Genomic DNA, 18207 nt, shown 5'->3' on the forward strand with positions numbered 1-18207 from the left:
GGCCACCATGCAGGAGACGCGGATGACCGACTGGAACAACCTGACCGCCCCCGATGCGGCCCGGATCGAGGCGATGGCGCGCGACGCCATGGCTGCCCTGCCCCCGGAATTCGCGACCCATGCCCAGGACATCGCCATCCGCGTGGCCGAATTCGCGCCCGAGGATGTGCTGGACGAATTGCAGATCGACGATCCGTTCGAACTGACCGGCATCTATGACGGCGTTCCCGTGACGGAAAAATCGGTTTCCGACCAGCCAGGCCAGCCCGATATCATCTGGCTGTACCGCCGCCCGCTGCTGGACGAATGGGCGGCGCGCGGCAATGTCACCCTGGCCGAACTGGTCGGCCATGTCGTCACGCACGAGATGGCGCATCACTTCGGCTGGTCGGACGACGACATCGCCAGCATCGATCGGTGGTGGGAATGATGCCGCAGGCACCGATCCTGACGGTCACGCTGAACCCGGCCCTGGATCTGTCCACGGCGGCGGACGAGGTGCGCCCCGAACTGAAGCTGCGCTGCGACAAGCCGGTGGTCGATCCGGGCGGCGGCGGCATCAATGTCAGCCGCGCGATCAAGCATATGGGCGGGCAATCCACGGCGATGGTCGCCCTGGGCGGGGCGACCGGCTCGCGCATCGCCGACATGCTGAAAGCGGACGGGCTGTCGCTGGTCCGCCTGACCGCGCCGGGCGAGACGCGGCAATCGCTGGCCGTCACCGACCGCGCGACCGGCGGGCAATACCGCTTCGTCCTACCCGGCCCGGAATGGCACAAGGCCCATGTCGCCGACATGACCCAGGCGATCGCCGAGGCCGCGCGCGCGGGCGGCTGGGTGGTGGTGTCGGGATCCAACCCGCCCGGCGTGCCTGCTGGGTTTGAACAGATGCTGACCGTCCGGCTGAAGAACAGCGGCGCGAAACTGCTGGTCGACACCTCGGGCGAGGCGTTGCGGGTGCTGGCGGGATCCTCGACCCCCGTCGACGTGCTGCGCATGGACAGCCACGAGGCCGAGGATCTGGCGGGCCGCCCCCTCCCCTCGCGCGAGGACAGCGCGGGCTTCGCGGCGGGGCTGGTCAAGGATGGCGCGGCGCGGTCGGTGATCGTGGCGCGCGGGGCCGACGGATCGGTCATCGCCGGCCCGGACGGCGCCTGGCACGCGGCGGCGGCGCGGGTCAAGGTGGTCAGCGCGGTCGGCGCGGGCGACAGCTTCGTGGCGGGCTTCGTGCTGGCCATGGCGCGGGACTGGCCGGTCCCCGAGGCCCTGGCCCTGGGCGCGGCGGCCGCGTCGGCGGCGGTCATGACGCCCGCCACCGAACTGTGCCACGCCGCCGATGTGGACCGCTTCTATGCGGAACGGATCATCACGCGGCTTTGACAACGCCCGGTTGTCTGTGGCTTTTCGGCCAACAGGCGGCGCCGGATCGGCCTGCCGTGCTTTCGCAGCCCGGCCTTTGGCCCTATGATCCATGGCTCGTGCCAGCATTCCGCAAGCCCCTGACCCCTTTCTGAACAGGAGCTTGCCTTGCGACGCCCTTCCCCAATCGCCGCGCTGATGTGCGGCGCAGCTTTCGCGTTTCCGACCGCCGTTCTGGCGCAGGATGCCGCCGCCCCGGTGGTGCTGGATAGCATCACCCTGCACAGCAAACGCGACGTGGCGACCGACACCGCCACGCCCGTCACCGCCATCGACCAGCGGGAAATCGACGACCGCCAGGCCGGGACCATCGCCGAACTGATCGATTCGGTGCCCGGCGTCACGCTGATGAACGGCAACACGCCCGGCGGGTCGGGCATCAACATCCGCGGCTTCGGCGCGACCGGCACCTATGGCACCGACCAGATGGTGCTGATCCAGGTCGACGGCGCCACCCAGGGGTCCGAGGAACTGTATCGCATCGGCACCCAGCTTTATACCGATCCCGCCCTGTATAAAGAGGTCGAGGTGCAGCGCGGCACCGTCGGCAGCTTCGAATACGGATCCGGCGTGGTCGGCGGCCTGGTGCGGCTGCGCACCAAGGACGCGTCCGATTTCACCGGCGGCCGGATCGGCTGGGCCGGGCGCCAGACCTTTGAATTCACCACGAACGGCGACGGCATCACCTCGTCCTCGATCCTGGCCTGGCAGCCGACCGAGGATCTGGAATTCCTGGCCCAGTACGTGCGCCGCAAGCAGGACGCGCAGGACGACGGCGCAGGCGATCCCATCGGGGCCGAGCCGTTCGACCTGCCCTCGGTTCTGGTCAAGGGGAAATACAGCTTCGGCGCGGCGCGCGACCATTCTGTCACCCTGTCGTGGAACGACACGAAGATGGCCGAACGGGACGTGCCCTATGACCAGTTCGCGGTGTCCGACAGCACCTTCGGCCGGGTCGACCGCGACATCGACACGCGGACGGCGATCCTGGAATATGAATACGATCCCGACAACCCGCTGATCCATGTGACGGCGAATCTCAGCCATGCCGACCAGCAGATCGACAGCAGCTACATTCCCGGCAGTTCGTCGATGGAGGGGACGCCCGCCTGGCCGATGTTCGCGGGCAGCGTGCGGGGGCTGGCCGATGCCGATCACCGCTACAAGACGACCAAGCTGACCGTCAAGAACACCGCCGCCTTCCGGACCGGCGCCTTTTCCCACGATCTGCGCACCGGGTTCGAGGTGGTCCGCAAGACCCGCGCCGAGGCCTCGTCGGCCCCCGGCGGCACGGATCGCCGCTGGGCGGTCTTCGCGGTCGACGACATCACGGCGGGCGGGCTGACCGTCTCGCCCGCGCTTCGCTATGAATCGCAGGATCTGACGCGCGACGGCGGGGCGAACACGGCGTCCAACCCCCAGACCGACTTCGACAACGACGCGGTGATGGGCGGGCTGTCGCTGCGCTATGCCTTCGGCAACGGTTTCGCGGTGTTCGGCAGCGCGGCCTATACCGAAAACCTGCCGATCCTGGACGATTTCAACAATGCGCCGTACATGAAGCAGCCGCAGAAAGCGCGGACCTGGGAACTGGGCGCGTCCTATGACGGCCGGGATCTGCTGGGCGGCGGCGACCGGCTGGCGCTGAAGGCCAATCTGTTTCAGACCGATGTCTGGGACGTGACCTCTTATTCCGGCATCGGCGAAGTCGAGATGAAGGGGCTGGAGGTCGAGACCGCCTACAGCATGGCCAGCGGCCTGTACGTCGATCTCAACGCGACCTGGACCGAAGGCGACGCAAGGGCAACCGCCGGCGCCTCGGAATACTGGGACTATGCGCCCGCCGACCGGCTGCGCCTGACTCTGGGTCAGCATGTGACCGATGAACTGGATCTCAGCTGGGAAGCCGTTGCCGCGGCCCGGATGGACCGGGTGAACGCCCCCACCGAAGAAGCAGCGGGCCACACGATCCACAACCTGCGCGCCACCTATCGGCCCCAGACCGGCGTGCTGGAAGGCGCCGAACTGCGCGTGGGGATCGAGAACGTGTTCGACAAGGACTATCGGCCCTGGCTGGCGACCCGGAAGGCGCCCGGCCGCAACATCAAGCTGACGCTGGCCAAAAGCTTCTGAACGCCCCCTCCGACAACGGAAAAGCCGCCCGGTGGGCGGCTTTTTCACGGCATGGGCGGCGCCGTCAGGCGGCTTCGGCTTCCTCGGCCTCGGCGGCCATGCGGCGTTCGCTTTCCTCGCGCGACAGCGCGACCGAGGTTCGCACGCCCTTGGAAACGAATTCCATCAGCCCCTTCACGACACGTTCGTTCGGGTCGATGCCAGCACAGGACAGAACCTCGCGCCCGTCGCGCGACCGCGCCCAGCGGGCGATCTGTTCCGGTCCGTTGCCATATTTCTTGTCGTCTGCAATAGCATCATCAAGCGCCGCCAACACAACCGCGGCAAAAAGCTTGCGGGCCCGCTGGCCCTGCTCAAAATTGAAAGCCGATCCGTCGACAAAATCGCGCATACCATTCGTCCATATTCAAGGCTGCAACAGTAAGCAGCTGCGTGGGGGGCATCATGCCGACCCATCATTCTTGTTTCCGTTTCTCTGACGGTGCCGCTGCTTAGCGCGGAACGACGCCGATTCGATATTCCCCTGACCGCATATCACCCATGCACATAATGCATGTCGTGTAAAAATCAGGTGAAATCTGGCTTTGCAGCTTGCGATTGGCACCGTTCCGCCCAGGTCTGTGCCTTGACAACACCGCAAAACCGTTTTGGTTGCCTCCTTCCGAAGGTACCGATATAGGGGCCGCACAGCGCCGTTCAACGACGAACGGCGGGAATTTCCCGAACCTCAAAGAGTTTTCCATGCCCAAGATCAACGGCAACGAAATCCGCCCCGGCAATGTGCTGGAGCATGACGGCGGCCTGTGGGCCGCCGTGAAGGTCAGCCATGTCAAGCCCGGCAAGGGCGGCGCCTTCGCCCAGGTCGAACTGAAGAACCTGCGCGACGGCCGCAAGCTGAACGAACGCTTCCGGTCCGAGGACAAGGTGGAACAGGTCCGGCTGGAACAGAAGGACCAGCAGTTCCTGTATGAATCCGACGGCAAGCTGGTCTTCATGGACAGCGAGACCTTCGAGCAGACCGAACTGGACGCCGACCTGCTGGGTGATCGCCGCCCCTTCCTGCAGGACGGCATGACCGCCACCATCGAATATTACGGCGACGAGGCGCTGTCGGTGTCGATCCCGCAGAAGGTCACCTGCACCGTCTCGGAAACCGAGCCTGTGGTGAAGGGCCAGACCGCCGCCAACAGCTACAAGCCCGCGATCCTGGACAACGGCGTGCGCATCATGATCCCGCCCTTCGTGGGCGAGGGCGAGAAGATCGTCGTCAACACCGAGGTCTTCGAATACAGCGAACGGGCCTGACACCCGCTGCCGCCCTTGGCGCCCCGGCCTGTCCGGGGCGTTTTCCTGTCCGGGACGAACCGCCGATGACGACTGCCGCCCACGCCACGGCCGAGGATCTGGCCCGCGCCCTGCCCCATGTCCTGGCCGCCCCCAAGGACGGCGCGCGGGTGGAATGGCTGTGCTTCCGTCCCGGCGTCAACCAACGGACCTTTCCCGACCGCCTGACCCTGACCCGCGCCCAGGGCGTGCCCGGCGAACGCTGGCTGACGATGCCCTGGCTGAAGCTGGCGGACGGATCGCCCGACCCGCGCATCCAGGTCTCGATCCTGCCGCGCCGGGTGATGGACGCGGTCTGGCTGGACCGCCGGAACACGCCCCATCCCGGCGACACCATCGTCTGCGACCTTGACATGTCGCTGGAAAACCTGCCGGTGGGCAGCCTGTTGCAGGCGGGAACGGCGGTCCTGCGCGTGTCGGACGTGTTCAACGACGGCTGCGTGAAGTGGAAGGTCCGCTATGGCAAGCCCGCCAAGGACTGGATCGTGGCCCCCGGCCATCCCGACCTGCGCCTGCGCGGCATCCTGTGTTCGATCGAACGGGACGGAGAGATCGCCCTGGGCGACCCGATCCGCACACTGCGCTAATCCGGGAACAGCCGCGCCGCGCCCGCCTGCATGCCGGGGCCGAGGCGATCGAACCGCACATGCGCCAGGGCGTGACCGCCCGACTGGGTGAACAGGGTGCCCACCTCGCGCCCGTCCGCCGCGATGGGCGTGCCGACCGGCGCCGAACCCTCGATCCGCAGGCGCGTCAGGCCCTTGCGCAGCTCGGTCTTGTGCTTCATGCGGGCCGTCACCTCTTGCCCGACATAGCAGCCCTTGCGGAAATCGACGCCGTGCAGGCGCTCGAACCCGGCTTCCAGGATGAAGGTCTCGTTCGGGATCAGTTCGACCAAGGTTTCCGGGATCGCATGCTGGACCCGGATGGCGTCGAAATCGGTGCCGTCGTCGCCCGTCCCGCCATACAGCCGCCAGCCGAGCGCCGGATGCCGGGGATCGGGGATCGCGCCGTCCGGGGCCGGGCCGGTGCCGCGCGCGACGGTCATGCCGGTCGCCTCCAGCGTCACGCGAGATCGCAGCTTGTACATCGAAAGCCGCCGCATCAGGTCGTCGGCCAGCCGGGCGTCCACGTCGATCAGCAGCGCGTCGCCATCCGGCACGATCAGGAAATCGGCCAGGTACTTGCCCTGCGGCGTCAGCAGCGCGGCCCAGCAGGGCGCGCGGGCCACATCGTTGCTGACCAGTCCTTGCAGGAAGGGGACGCGGTCCTCTCCGGTGATGCGGATGATCTGGCGGGTCATTGGCGTTCTCCGAATTGCAGCGCGACAAGGCGGGCATAGGCGCCGCCCTGGGCGATCAACTGGTCATGGCTGCCCTGTTCGACAACCCTGCCCTGTTCGATCACGACGATCTTGTCGGCATTGCGGATGGTCGACAGCCGGTGCGCGATGACCAGCGTGGTCCGACCCTGCGACAGGGTTTCCAGCGCGTTCTGGACCAGCCGTTCGCTGGCGGTGTCCAGCGCGCTCGTCGCCTCGTCCAGCAGCAGCACGGGTGCATCGCGCAGGATGGCGCGGGCTATGGCGATCCGCTGGCGCTGCCCGCCCGACAGGGCCGACCCGCGCGGCCCGGCGCGGCTGTCCAGCCCGCCCGGCAGGGCGGCGACGAAATCGCTGACATGGGCCGCCTCCATTGCGCGCAGCAGCGCCGCATCGTCCGCGCCGGGCCGCCCCATCAGGATATTGTCGCGCAGCGTTTCGTCGAACAGCGCCGAATCCTGCGCCACGGTCGAGAACTGGTCGCGCAGCACCCCCAGATCGAATTCCTGCACCGGAACGCCGCCCAGCGTCACGCCGCCCCGGTCGGGATCGACCATCCGGGTCAGCAGGTTGAAAACCGTGGACTTGCCCGCCCCCGACGGCCCGACAAGTGCGGTGGTCCGGCCCGCCTCGGCGGTGAAGTCCAAGCCGCGAAGGACCGGCTTGTCGTCATAGGACAGCCACACGTCCTGGAACCGGATCCCGGTATCGGCAGGCGGCTGGACGCGCGGTCCCGACAGGATGCGCGGACGGGTGTCCAGCACCTGATAGATCCGTTCCAGGCTGGCGGCGGCGGTCTGCCAGGTGCCCGCCAGCCCGCCCAGCCTGCGCATCGGCTGGAAAGCCAGGGCAAGCGCGGTGAAGAAGGACATGAAGTCGCCGATGCTGCGCTGGCCCTCCATCACCTCGCGCCCGCCCAGGGCGAGGACGGCGACGAAGCCGATGCCGGTCACGATGTCGGTCAGGGCGGGGACCAGGCTGCCCATCGCGGCGACCTTGACCTCGGCCTGGCGGATGCGGGCCACGATCTCGGCGAAGCGGCGGGTCTGGTCGGCCTCGGCCCGGTTCAGCTTGATGGATGCGATGCCGTGCATCACCTCGTCCAGGCGGGTGGCGCGGGCGCTGGCATTGGCGCGGTTCTGGCGCACCTTGCGGCGGATATAGCGCTGCACCATCGCGGCGGGCAGAATCAGGATCGGCGCCCCGATCAGCGCGGCCACCGTCCAAGCCGGGTCGATGCTGACCGCCACCGCGAACAGCATCACCAGAGAGATCGCGTCCCGTGTGGCGCTTGTGATCAGCGTCGCCCAGACGCCTTGGACGGCGATGGTGTCGCCCTGGATCCGCTCGATCATCGCGCCGGGGGGGTTGGCCTGGAAGAACCGCCCGTCCAGGGTCATGATATGCGCCAGCAGGTCGCCCTGCATGGTGGTCGAAATCCCCAGCGAGATGCGCGACAGCAGCGACCGGCTGGCGATCAGCGTCACCGCGCGCAGCAGGAAGATCGCCATGATCGCCCCGCCGACCCACCAGATCGCGCCCTCCTCGCGGCCCACGAAAACCCGGTCGAACAGCGGCTTCAGCATCCACGAGATCAGCGCCAGCGTAGACCCCTCTGCCGTCATCAGCAGGAAGGCTCCGATCATCGGGCCGCGATGGATGCGCAGATAGTCGGCCCAGAACCGGCGCAGCAGGCGGGTGGCGCTGGGATGCGGGGTCGGGGATGCTGTCACGGGCGGGGGCGCCTTTCGTTCCGGGGACGGTGCCAGCCTTAGCGCGACCCGGACCATGGCGGCAAGGCGAAGGCGGCAAGAGGCGTTGACCTTCGCCCGCGCGGGGACTAGCGATTTTGCAGGATGTGAAGGACAGATGAACGCCATGAGCCTTGCCGCTGGTCGCCCCGTGATCGCCATTCCCGGCCCCTCGCCCGTGCCGGACCGGGTGCTGCGCGCCGCCCATCGCGCCTCGCCCGACATCTATGGCGACGACCTGGCGGATCTGAACCTGGCCGTGATGACGCAGCTGAAGCGGCTGGCGGGCACCCAGGGGCATCTGGCCCCCTATATCGGCAACGGCCATGCCGCATGGGAGGCCGCGGGCGCCAACCTGTTCAACCCCGGCGACCAGGCCCTGGTGCTGAGCTCGGGGCATTTCGGGCGGTCCTGGGGCCAGCAGATGGACCAGATGGGCGTGGCGGTGGAACGGCTGGACTTCGGCAGCCTGCCCGCCGATCCCGACCGGCTGGCGGACCGGCTGGCGCGGGACACGGCGGGCGCCATCAAGGCGGTGATGGTCTGCCAGATCGACACGGCGACCGGCGTGATGGCCGACATTCCGGCGCTGCGCGACGCCATGGGCGATCACCCGGCCCTGCTGGTGGTGGACGCCATCGCGTCGCTGGGCTGCGCGCCGATGATGATGGACGACTGGGGGGTCGACGTGCTGATCTCGGCCAGCCAGAAGGGCCTGATGTGCCCGCCCGGCACCTGCTTCGTGTGGTATTCCGACAAGGCCGCCGCGCGCGGGCGCACCGGCCTGACGACCCCCTATTGGGACTGGCACGCCCGCGCCGGGGCCGAGGCGCTGTGGCGGTTCTGGGGCGGAACGCCCCCGGTCCAGCAGATCTTCGCCCTGGACGAGGCGCTGCGGATGATCCTGGACGAGGAAGGGCTGTTCGCCGTCTGGGCGCGCCACGCGGCCCTGGCCCGCGCCGTCTGGGCCGCCGTGGACGCCTGGGGCGAGGGCGGCACGGGCATCCGGCTGTCGGTCGAGGATCCGATGGCGCGCGCTTCCTCCGTCACGGCGATGGTCGTGCCGGGGGCGGATGCCCTGCGCGCCTGGACGGCGGCGCATTGCGGGGTGACGCTGGGCATCGGCCTGGGCGCCGAGCAGCCGGAAAACGCCCTGCGGGTGGCGCATATGGGCCACGCCAATGCCGGGATGATCCTGGCCGCGCTTGGCGCGATGCAGGCGGGCATGGCGGCGCTTGACATCCCGCACGGTCCGGGCGGCCTCGACGCCGCCGCGCGGGTGCTGGCGGAACCGGCGTAAGGGGGCGGTTCCCCTATTCCGCCTGCCCGTGTTCCTTCAGCCAGTCCTGCATCATCTGGATTTCGGCTTCCTGCGCGGTGATGACCTCTTCGGCCAGCTTGCGGATTTCGGGGTCGTCGCCGTGTTCCAGCACCACCCTGGCCATGTCGATGGCGCCCTGGTGATGCGGGATCATGCCGCGCACGAAATCGACATCGGCGTCGCCGGTCGAATCCATCGGCATGTCGCTGTGCATCTTTTCCATCGCTGATTGATAGGCGGCCGCGGCGCCGTCCTGCGCGGCGTGGCCGGCGTGGTCGTCCTGGGCATGGGCGCCCCAGGCCAGAGCGAACAGGATCGGGGACAGGCCAAGGCCCCGGCGGATGGATGCGGTCATAGAAACCTCCTTCGCGATGTGCCCGCGCAGGCTGGCGCAAATCGCGGCGGGACGGAAGCGGGCGGCCTTCACTTCCCCGGCACCGCGACCCTATGTCCCAGCCTGTGCCGTTGCCAGGCGGGCCAGCGTCACCAGCGTGTCGCCATAGCGCCGCTGGTCGATCTGAACCAGCGGCGCAGGGATCAGGGGCGGGCGGCTTTCCTCCCACACTACCACAGCGCCGGGGGCCAGCCAGCCGCCGGCCAGGGCCGAGGTGATGGCGCGTTCCCCAAGCCGCTGCGCATAGGGCGGATCCAGGAAGACCAGATCGAAGGGGGCATCGCGGTTGGCCCCCAGCCGCGCCGCGTCCTGCCGCAGCAGCGTGGCCGCGCCCTCCATGCGCGCCTTGGCGACATTGCTGCGGATCAACGCCTGCGCCTTGGCGCCGTCGTCGACGAAGGTGGCGTGGGCGGCACCGCGCGACAGCGCCTCCAGCCCCAGGGCGCCGGTGCCCGCGAACAGATCCAGCGACCGCGCGCCTAGGACCGGGTTGCCATGAGTGCCGTTGACCAGCAGGTTGAAGATCGATTCCCGCACCCGGTCGGTGGTGGGGCGCAGATGGGCGGCAGCGTCGCCCGCGCCCATCTCGGCCAGCTTGAGGCCGCGCAGGCTGCCGCCGACGATCCTCATGCTTGCGTCCCGCGATGGCAGGGGGCGCTTCGGCAGGGGGCGCTTCGCCCCCCTGACCCCCCGAGGATATTTAGGCACAGAAGATGGCTCATGCGAGCAGGGCCTTGAGGTCGGTCGCCGTGGCGATGGCGTCGGGGGCGGGGCTGCGGCCCGACTCGATCAGGCGCTTGCCGATCATGTAGGCACGGGCGTCGTTCAGCGCATCGACGGCGATCAGGCGGCCGTCGCGGAAATACCAGACGGAACCGCCATGCTGGCCGTCGCCCGGCCGCGTGAAGATCCGGTCATGGCCGGTGCCCAGACCGGCGATCTGCAACTTGGCGTCGAACTGGTCGGACCAGAACCAGGGCTTGGGCTGATAGGGCGTGTGCGCGCCCAAGATGTTGTCGGCCACCGCCTCGGCCATGTCGATGGCATTGCCGACGCTTTCCAGCCGCAGGCGGCCACCCTGCCAGGGAAAGCTGGCGCAATCGCCTGCCGCCCAGATCGCCGGGTCCGAGGTTCGGCCAAGCGCATCGGTGGCGATGCCGTTGTCCAGTACCAGCCCGGCGGTCTGCGCCAGATCCGTTTCCGGCAGCACGCCGATGCCGGTGACGATCAGGTCGGCGGGCAATTCGCGCCCATCGGTCAGCGCGACGCCGGTCGCCCGATCGCTGCCGGTGATGCGGGAAATGCCGGTGCCTTCCAGGATCCGCACCCCATGCGCCCGGTGCAGGGCGCGGATCATGTCCGCCGTTTCCGCCGCCGCGACTCGGCCCAGAATGCGGGGCGCGGCCTCGATCAGCGTGACGGACAGATCCAGCTTGCGGGCGACGGCCGCGGCCTCCAGCCCGATATAGCCGCCGCCGACGACGATCAGGCGGCGACCGGACCGCATCTGTGGGGCCAGGGCGTCCACATCGGCCAGGGAGCGGATCACATGGACGCCGGGCAGATCGCCCCCCATGACGGCGGGCAGGCGGCGGGCATGGGCGCCTGTCGTCAGGGCCAAGGCGTCATAGGCCACTTCGCCCTGGTCGGTCGCCACCACCCGCCGCGCGGCGTCGATGGCCCGCGCGGTTTCGCCAAGCCGCAGGGCGATGCGCTGATCCCGCCACCAGTCGTCCCCCCGAAGCACCAGCCGATCCAGCCCCATCTGCCCCAGCAGATAGGCCTTGGACAGCGGCGGGCGCTGATAGGGGGCGGCGGGTTCGGCACCGATCACCACGATCTCGCCGTCATGCCCCTTGGCCCGCAGCCGCGCCGCCATGGACGCCGCCGCCTGCCCTGCCCCCACGATCACGATCCTCATGGCCGTCCCTGCCCCTTGCGGCCTGCTGGCCTGTCCTGGGACCGCACCCTATAGTCGCCGCGAATCCGTTGCAATTCAGGAGGACAACATGACCATCACCGTCGGAGACAAGCTGCCTGCGGGCAAGCTGCTGCGCGTCGGCGCCAATGGCCCCGAGGCCGTGGATACCGCCGATCTGTCCCAAGGCCGCGTCGCGCTGTTCGGCGTGCCGGGCGCCTTCACCGGAACCTGCACCAACGCGCATATGCCCAGCTTCGTGCGCAGCGCCGACGCGTTCCGCGACAAGGGCGTCGGCCGGATCGTCTGCCTGACCGTGAACGACCCCTTCGTGGCCGATGCCTGGGCCAAGTCCACCGGCGCCGACAAGGCGGGGATCGAGGTTCTGGCCGATGCCGACGGCAGCCTGACCAAGGCCCTGGGCCTGGACTTCGACGCGCCTCCGGCCGGGCTTTTCGGCCGCTGCAAGCGGTTCGCCGCCCTGCTGAAGGACGGCGTCTTCGAGGTGATCGAGATCGAGGACAGCCCCGGCCAGTGCAGCGTCAGCGCGGGCGAGGCGCTGCTGGAAAAAGTCTGAGCCTGGCGACCGGCGGGCGACTGCCGGTTAGCCCTTCCGGAACGGCGTGAAATCTGCCAGGGCCTCGATCTCGGCGCCCATCGCGCCGCGTTCGCGGACCAGGTAATCGGCCAGGGCGCGTAGGAACCCTTCGTCGGCGACCCAGTGCAGCGAATGGGTGGCGATGGGCTCGTACCCCCGCGCCAGCTTGTGTTCGCCCTGCGCCCCGGCCTCGACCCGCGACAGGCCGCGCGCGATGGCCATGTCGATGGCCTGGTGATAGCACAGTTCGAAATGCAGGAAGGGGTGGTCCTCGACGCAGCCCCAATAGCGGCCATAGATCGCGTCCGGCCCCAGAAAGTTCAGCGCCCCGGCGACCGGCTGTCCGTCGCGTTCGGCCAGAACCAGCAGGATATCGTCGCGCATGGTCTGGTGAAGGCAATCGAAAAAGGCCCGCGTCAGATAGGGTCGTCCCCATTTGCGGCTGCCGGTGTCCTGATAGAAGGCCCAGAAGGCGTCCCAGTGATGCGGCTTCAGGTCATCCCCGGTCAGGTGCCCGATGGTGCCGCCGAAGGCCTGCGCGCGGGCGCGTTCCTTGCGCAGATCCTTGCGCTTGCGCGAGGACAGCGCACTCAGGAAGTCGTCATAGCTTCCATAGCCCCGGTTCAGCCAGTGGAACTGCTGGGTGACGCGGGGCAGAAAGCCGATCTCGCCCCCCGCCTGCGCCTCGGCCTCGGTGCAGAAGGTGACATGGACGCCGGACGCCCCGCCGCGTTCGGCCAGCCGCGTCATCCCGGCCAGCAGCGATTGCCGCATGGCGGGGTCGCGCGCCAGCAGCCGGGCGCCGGTCACGGGGGTAAAGGGCACGGCGGCCTGCAATTTCGGATAATAGCTGCCGCCCGCGCGCATATAGGCCTCGGCCCAGGCGTGGTCGAAGATGTATTCGCCCTGGCTGTGCGACTTGGCGTAAAGCGGCGCGGCGGCGACCACCTGGCCGTCCTCCTCCAGCGTCACATGCAGGGGCTGCCAGCCCGTTCCCCGCCCGACCGAACCGGAGTCTTCCAACGCCCGCAGGAAGCGGTGCGTGGTGAAGGGGTTGCCGTCGCCCAGCCCGTCCCAGGTGTCAGCGGGAATCGCGGCGATGGAGGAATGGGTGGACAGGGTCAGCGCGCTCATGCCCGGAAGCTAGGGGCTTGGGTCAGATTTGTCAGCCGCCGCCCCCTCACAATCGCGCAGGTTTTTCACCTTTGTCCAAATATCCCACAGGGGGTCCGGGGGACGTGAAGTCCCCCGGTCAACCCGTCGGGCGATAGCCTTCGAAAGTAATATTCTGCGCCACCTGGCGGGCCGAGGCCTCCTCCTCGGCACTGCGGATGGTCCAGGACAGGATCGGCACGCCCTGCGCCTTCAGCGCATCGACGCGCGGATTGGCAAGATCGGCCTTGTCATGGGAAATGAAGCAGGCGCCGCTGCGGTCGAAATCGTCGATATCGGCCATGCGGCGCAGGGTGTCCGGGGCGACGCCCGGCCAGTCGTCCGGGTCAAAGCCGCAGGTGGTCAGGCCGACCGGAATGTCGGGAGAGATCCGGTGGAAGGCCTCGACCACATGCGGGTTGAAGGACATGACCGCGACGGGACCGTCATAGCCCTGCACCTCCTGCGCCACCCGCCGGTGCAGATCTCCGATCTGCGGACCCAGGCGCATGTCCTGGTCCTTGATCTCGATCAGCAGGGGCACCCGGCCCGCGACCAGATCCAGGAACTGCCGCAGGGTCGGGACCGGCTGGTCGCCGCCCAGCAGGCGCAGCCCGGCCAGCGATGCCTGGTCAAGCGCCGAAATGAACCCGTCCCGCCCCGTCAGGCGGCGCAGGTCATAGTCGTGAAACACCACCGCCTCTGCCCCGGCGGGCTGGATGTCCAGTTCGATCGCATAGCCCGCGTCGACAGCGGCCTGGGCGGCGGCCAGGCTGTTTTCGGGAATGCCGGGGCCGTGCAGGCCACGATGGGCGATCGGCCGGGTCAGGAAGGCGGCGGGCAACGCCATCAGGCGATCTCGAAGATGGCTTCGATCTCGACCGCGACGCCCAGGGGCAGAGCGGGGGCGGATACGGCGGCGCGGGCGTGGCGGCCGGCATCGCCGAACACCTCGACCATCAGGTCCGAGCAGCCGTTGACGACCTTGGGCTGGTCGGTGAAGTCGGGGGTCGAGTTCACGAAGCCGGTCAGCTTCACCACCCGGCGCACCCGGTCCAGATCACCTATGGCGGCCTTCAGCTGCGCGATCAGCGACAGCCCGCAGCGGCGCGCGGCGGCGGCGCCGTCCTCGACCGACATGCCGTCGCCCAGGCGGCCCTTGATCAGCCCATTGTCGTCCTGGCTGATCTGGCCCGAGACGAAGATCAGGTTGCCAGACTGCACGAAGGGCACATAGTTCGCGGCGGGCGCAGGCGCTGCGGGAAGGGTGATGCCCTTCTGGGCCAGGGTGGCTTCGATGCTCATCGCGGTCTCCTTGCTTGCGGATTCGCGGCGCACCCTAACCCGCCCCCGGTCACGCGACCAGAGCCTCGGCGCGTTTCAGATCCACGCTGACAAGCTGGCTGACGCCCTGTTCGACCATGGTGACGCCGAACAGCCGGTCCATCCGCGACATCGTGACGGCATGGTGGGTGATGATCAGGAAACGCGTGTCGGTGCGGCGCGTCATCTCGTCCAGCAGGTCGCAGAAGCGGCTGACATTGGCGTCGTCAAGAGGCGCGTCGACCTCGTCCAGAACGCAGATCGGCGCGGGATTGGCCAGGAAGACGGCAAAGATCAGCGCCATGGCGGTCAGGGTCTGTTCGCCCCCCGACAGCAGCGACAGGGTGGACAGCTTCTTGCCCGGCGGCTGGCACAGGATCTCCAGCCCCGCGTCCAGCGGATCGTCGGATTCGACCAGCACCAGCCGCGCCTCGCCGCCGCCGAACAGGGTGGTGAACAGGGTGGTGAAATTCGCGTTCACCGTGTCGAAGGCCGCCAGCAGCCGTTCGCGGCCTTCCCGGTTCAGGCTGCCGATGCCCGCGCGCAGCTTGCGGATCGCTTCTTCCAGATCGGCCTTCTCGGCCGCCAGGCGGTCGCGTTCGGCCTCAAGCTCCCGCTTGTCGTCGTCGGCGCGCAGGTTGACGGCGCCCAAACCGTCGCGCTGTGTGCGCAACCGAGCGATCTGATCCTCCAGCACGGCGGCGGCGGTTTCGGTCGCGGCCTGCCCCAACGAAGCCAGCAGCATCTGCGGCGTGGTCTCCGCCTCTTCCAGGATGCGGATCCGGGCGGCGGCCTCGGCGTCGCGGGCCGCCTCGGTGCGGGCCTCGCGCATGGCGCGGGCCTCACGCGCCTCGGAGGCCAGCCGCTCGGCCTCGCGCTCGGCATGGGCGGCGGCGCGGGCCGCGTCCTCGGCCACCGACAACGCGTCGCGGGCGGCGGACAGACGGGCCTGCGCATCGTCGTCGCGGTTCCGCAGGCTGGCGCGGCGTTCGGCCAACAGCGCGGGCTGGGCCTCGGCATCGGCCAGTTCGGCCATCGCGGCATCGCGCCGCGCGATCAGTTCGGACGCGCGGGTGCCTGCCTGTTGCAGCCGCAGGGTCCAGCCGGATTCCTCCTTGGCGATCTCTTGCAGGCGCTTGGTCCGCGCATTGGCCTCGCGCTTCAATTCGTCCAGGGCGGCGCGGCGGGCCATGGTGGCGATCCGCGCGGCCTCGACCCCGGTGCGAGCGTGTTCCAGGGCCATGGCCGCATCGCCCCGGTCGGGCAGGTCGGCCAGGGCGGCCTCGGCCTGCGCCAGCCGCCCCCGCGCATCGCCCGCATCGGCGCGGTGCCGCGCCAGTTCCGCCGCCGCAGCCTCGGCCCGGCTGCGGGCCATGGAAAGGTCGGATTCCGCCCGCGTCAGGGCGCGCGCGGCGTCGGACAACTGCCGTTCGGCATCGCGGCGGGCGTCGCGGGCGGATTTCTCGACGACGGTCGCCTCGGCCAGGGCCGCACGGGCATCCTCGTGCCGTTCGATGGCGTGGGCGGACCGAGCCTCGGCGCCCGCGGCCTGATCTGCCAGTTCCGCCAGCCGGTTCACCTGTTGCAGATGCAGCGCGGCGGCCGAGGACGCCTCGCCCGCCATCACCCGCATTCCGTCCCAGCGGAACAGATCGCCCGCAGGCGTCACCAGACGCTGACCGGGCCGCAAGCCGGACTGCATCGCCGCGCCCGTCGCTGCGTCGCCGACCAGCCCCACCTGAGACAGCCTGCGCGCCAAGGCGGCCGGCCCGGCGACATGCGGAGACAGCGGCGCCGCGCCATCCGGCAAGGGCTGCGGATCGTCCCAACCGGCCAGCAGGTGCCAGCCGCTTTCGCCATCCGCCGCAAGGCCCGCCCGCAGGTCGTCGCCAAAGGCCGCGCCGAAGGCCACCTCGTGGCCCTTGGCGACCGTCACCTGATCCAGGACCGCCCTGCCCCCGGAACCGCCGCGTTCCACCAGCTTGCGCAAGGCGGCCATCTCGGCGGCCAAGGCGCTGGCTTCGCCCTCGGCTTCGGCCCGGGCGATACGGGCGGCGGCTTCCACGGCTTCGGCCTCGGCCCGCGCGGCTTCGGCCCCGGCAAGCGCGTCCTCGGCAGCCTCGGCGCGGGCGGCGGCGGCGTCCTGCGCCTGTTCGGCCCCGGCAAGCGCCTGTTGGGCGGCCGCCCCGGCCTCGGCGGCGCGGTCGGCAAGGGCCTGCGCCTCGGCGGCGGCGCGGTCGGATCGGTCCAGCATGGCGCGCAAATCCGCGACCAACCGTTCCGCCGACTGGTGCCGCGCGGCAAGGCGCGCAGCCTCGTCCGTCAGCTCCGCCAGCCGCGCCTCGATCTCTCGCAGCGCCTCGGCGGCCTCGTCCGCGGCATGGGCGGCGGCGTCCAGGCGCGCGTCATGGCCTTGCCCGGCCTTGTCCAGTTCGGCCCGCTCCCAGGCCAACCGTTCCACGACCTCGCCCGCGTCGCGATTCAGCGATTCCTCTCGCTCGATGTCACGGGCAAGCTGGGCAGTACGGGCTTGCAGCCCGGCGATGGCCTGGGCGGCACGAGCGTCAGCCTCGTCCAGGGCCTCGCGTTCGACGACGAGGCGCGACAGGATGGCGGCGGCGACCTGTTCTTCCTCGCGCAGGTCGGGCAACGCGGCATCCGTGGCTTCCCGCCGGGCCGCTGCCTCGCGCGACGCGGCCTCGGCGGCGCCCGCCTCGCGGATCGCCGCTGCCAGCGCCTCGGCGGCGGCCAGCCGCGCGGCCTCGGCCTCGGACCAGCGGCGATAGAGCAGCGCGCCCTCGGCCGCCCGCAGCGCCGCGCCGATCTCGCGGTATCGCGCGGCGGCACGGGCCTGCCGGGCCAGGCTGGCGGCCTGGGTGGACAACTGGTCCAGCGTGTCGTCCACCCGCGTCAGGTTAGCCTCGGCCCCGTTCAGCTTCAGTTCGGCCTCGTGGCGCCGCTGGTAAAGCCCGCTGATCCCTGCCGCTTCCTCCAGGATCCGGCGGCGCGACCGCGGCTTGGCGCTGATCAATTCGCTGATCTGCCCCTGCCGCACCAAGGCCGGGCTGTGCGCCCCTGTCGAGGCATCCGCGAACAGCATCTGCACGTCGCGCGCCCGCACGTCCTTGCCCGCGATCTTGTAGGCCGACCCCGCGTCCCGCGTGATCCGGCGCACGATGTCGAAGCTGTCCTCGTCGTTGAACCCGGCGGGCGCCAGCCGGGCGCGGTTGTCGACGGTCAGCACCACCTCGGCATGGGCGCGGGCCGACCGGCGCGAGGTTCCGGCGAAGATCACGTCCTCCATCCCCTCGCCGCGCATGGCGGTGGGGCGGTTCTCGCCCATGACCCAGCGGAGCGCCTCGAGCAGGTTGGACTTGCCGCAGCCGTTCGGGCCGACCACGCCGGTCAGCCCCTCGCGGATGACCAGGTCGGTCGGGTCTACGAAGCTTTTGAAGCCGTTCAGTCGCAGCCGGTCGAAGCGCAAGCGGGTTCCTTTCGTTCCGCCGGGGATTGTCCTATTGCAGGCGCCCGAG

General features: G+C 69.5%; 17 protein-coding genes. 7 read left to right on the top strand and 10 right to left on the bottom strand.

Annotation, left to right across the window (positions count from 1 at the left end; translation table 11 throughout):
* Positions 1-22: 22 nt before the first annotated feature.
* From ACTJI6_RS11150 to ACTJI6_RS11160, 3 genes are all read left to right on the top strand, one after another.
* Positions 23-430 carry a metallopeptidase family protein gene (locus ACTJI6_RS11150; RefSeq protein WP_126153321.1) on the top strand — a complete coding sequence of 136 codons (408 nt, stop codon included), beginning with the start codon at positions 23-25 and terminating at the stop codon, positions 428-430.
* Positions 430-1380, top strand: coding sequence for a 1-phosphofructokinase family hexose kinase (locus ACTJI6_RS11155; RefSeq protein WP_126153408.1), 951 nt, complete (start codon positions 430-432; stop codon positions 1378-1380). Before ACTJI6_RS11150 ends, ACTJI6_RS11155 begins: the two co-directional genes overlap by 1 nt.
* 147 nt (positions 1381-1527) lie before the next feature.
* Complete coding sequence (locus ACTJI6_RS11160) at positions 1528-3552, top strand: TonB-dependent receptor domain-containing protein (protein WP_440800719.1); 2025 nt, start codon at positions 1528-1530, stop codon at positions 3550-3552.
* Positions 3553-3616: 64 nt separating this feature from the next.
* Here the strand turns inward: ACTJI6_RS11160 and ACTJI6_RS11165 are convergent, their stop codons facing one another.
* Entirely contained in the window at positions 3617-3943 is a 327-nt protein-coding gene (locus ACTJI6_RS11165) for a DUF6280 family protein (protein WP_042251710.1), read from the bottom strand.
* 350 nt (positions 3944-4293) lie between these two features.
* Between ACTJI6_RS11165 and efp the strand changes: the two genes are divergently transcribed.
* On the top strand, positions 4294-4857 hold the full coding sequence (gene efp / locus ACTJI6_RS11170) for an elongation factor P (protein ID WP_126153320.1): 564 nt from the start codon (positions 4294-4296) through the stop codon (positions 4855-4857).
* 65 nt (positions 4858-4922) lie between these two features.
* Positions 4923-5483 carry a hypothetical protein gene (locus tag ACTJI6_RS11175; RefSeq protein ID WP_440800723.1) on the top strand — a complete coding sequence of 187 codons (561 nt, stop codon included), beginning with the start codon at positions 4923-4925 and terminating at the stop codon, positions 5481-5483.
* On the opposite strand, the gene ygfZ is transcribed toward ACTJI6_RS11175, so the two are convergent.
* Both ygfZ and ACTJI6_RS11185 read right to left on the bottom strand, forming a co-directional pair.
* Entirely contained in the window at positions 5480-6199 is a 720-nt protein-coding gene (gene ygfZ / locus ACTJI6_RS11180) for a CAF17-like 4Fe-4S cluster assembly/insertion protein YgfZ (RefSeq protein ID WP_440800725.1), read from the bottom strand. The two genes, ACTJI6_RS11175 and ygfZ, sit on opposite strands and share 4 nt — an antisense overlap.
* Positions 6196-7863 carry an ABC transporter ATP-binding protein gene (locus ACTJI6_RS11185; protein WP_440800896.1) on the bottom strand — a complete coding sequence of 556 codons (1668 nt, stop codon included), beginning with the start codon at positions 7861-7863 and terminating at the stop codon, positions 6196-6198. The genes ygfZ and ACTJI6_RS11185 overlap by 4 nt, the downstream gene beginning before the upstream one ends.
* A 232-nt stretch (positions 7864-8095) precedes the next feature.
* On the opposite strand from ACTJI6_RS11185, the gene ACTJI6_RS11190 reads away from it, so the two are divergent.
* Complete coding sequence (locus ACTJI6_RS11190; protein ID WP_440800726.1) at positions 8096-9268, top strand: pyridoxal-phosphate-dependent aminotransferase family protein; 1173 nt, start codon at positions 8096-8098, stop codon at positions 9266-9268.
* Between the two features lie 13 nt (positions 9269-9281).
* On the opposite strand, the gene copM is transcribed toward ACTJI6_RS11190, so the two are convergent.
* The 3 genes from copM to ACTJI6_RS11205 form a co-directional block, all read right to left on the bottom strand.
* The gene (gene copM, locus ACTJI6_RS11195; RefSeq protein WP_440800728.1) at positions 9282-9644 is read right to left on the bottom strand and encodes a CopM family metallochaperone; all 363 of its coding nucleotides are present in this window, start codon (positions 9642-9644) and stop codon (positions 9282-9284) included.
* Between the two features lie 90 nt (positions 9645-9734).
* Entirely contained in the window at positions 9735-10334 is a 600-nt protein-coding gene (gene rsmD / locus ACTJI6_RS11200) for a 16S rRNA (guanine(966)-N(2))-methyltransferase RsmD (RefSeq protein WP_440800898.1), read from the bottom strand.
* Between the two features lie 67 nt (positions 10335-10401).
* Complete coding sequence (locus ACTJI6_RS11205) at positions 10402-11604, bottom strand: NAD(P)/FAD-dependent oxidoreductase (protein WP_440800730.1); 1203 nt, start codon at positions 11602-11604, stop codon at positions 10402-10404.
* Positions 11605-11692: 88 nt separating this feature from the next.
* Between ACTJI6_RS11205 and ACTJI6_RS11210 the strand changes: the two genes are divergently transcribed.
* Positions 11693-12178 carry a peroxiredoxin gene (locus tag ACTJI6_RS11210; RefSeq protein WP_440800733.1) on the top strand — a complete coding sequence of 162 codons (486 nt, stop codon included), beginning with the start codon at positions 11693-11695 and terminating at the stop codon, positions 12176-12178.
* Between the two features lie 27 nt (positions 12179-12205).
* Here ACTJI6_RS11210 and ACTJI6_RS11215 read toward each other — a convergent pair whose 3' ends face one another.
* From ACTJI6_RS11215 to ACTJI6_RS11230, 4 genes are all read right to left on the bottom strand, one after another.
* Positions 12206-13333, bottom strand: a complete 1128-nt coding sequence (locus tag ACTJI6_RS11215; RefSeq protein ID WP_440800735.1) for a GNAT family N-acetyltransferase — start codon at positions 13331-13333, stop codon at positions 12206-12208.
* Between the two features lie 118 nt (positions 13334-13451).
* The gene (locus ACTJI6_RS11220; RefSeq protein ID WP_440800737.1) at positions 13452-14201 is read right to left on the bottom strand and encodes a glycerophosphodiester phosphodiesterase family protein; all 750 of its coding nucleotides are present in this window, start codon (positions 14199-14201) and stop codon (positions 13452-13454) included.
* Positions 14201-14656, bottom strand: a complete 456-nt coding sequence (locus ACTJI6_RS11225; protein WP_126153311.1) for a RidA family protein — start codon at positions 14654-14656, stop codon at positions 14201-14203. Before ACTJI6_RS11225 ends, ACTJI6_RS11220 begins: the two co-directional genes overlap by 1 nt.
* Before the next feature lie 49 nt (positions 14657-14705).
* On the bottom strand, positions 14706-18158 hold the full coding sequence (locus ACTJI6_RS11230) for a chromosome segregation SMC family protein (protein WP_440800739.1): 3453 nt from the start codon (positions 18156-18158) through the stop codon (positions 14706-14708).
* Positions 18159-18207: the final 49 nt, after the last annotated feature.

The organism is Paracoccus sp. 22332, assembly GCF_052045125.1.
Classification (GTDB): domain Bacteria; phylum Pseudomonadota; class Alphaproteobacteria; order Rhodobacterales; family Rhodobacteraceae; genus Paracoccus; species Paracoccus haematequi_A.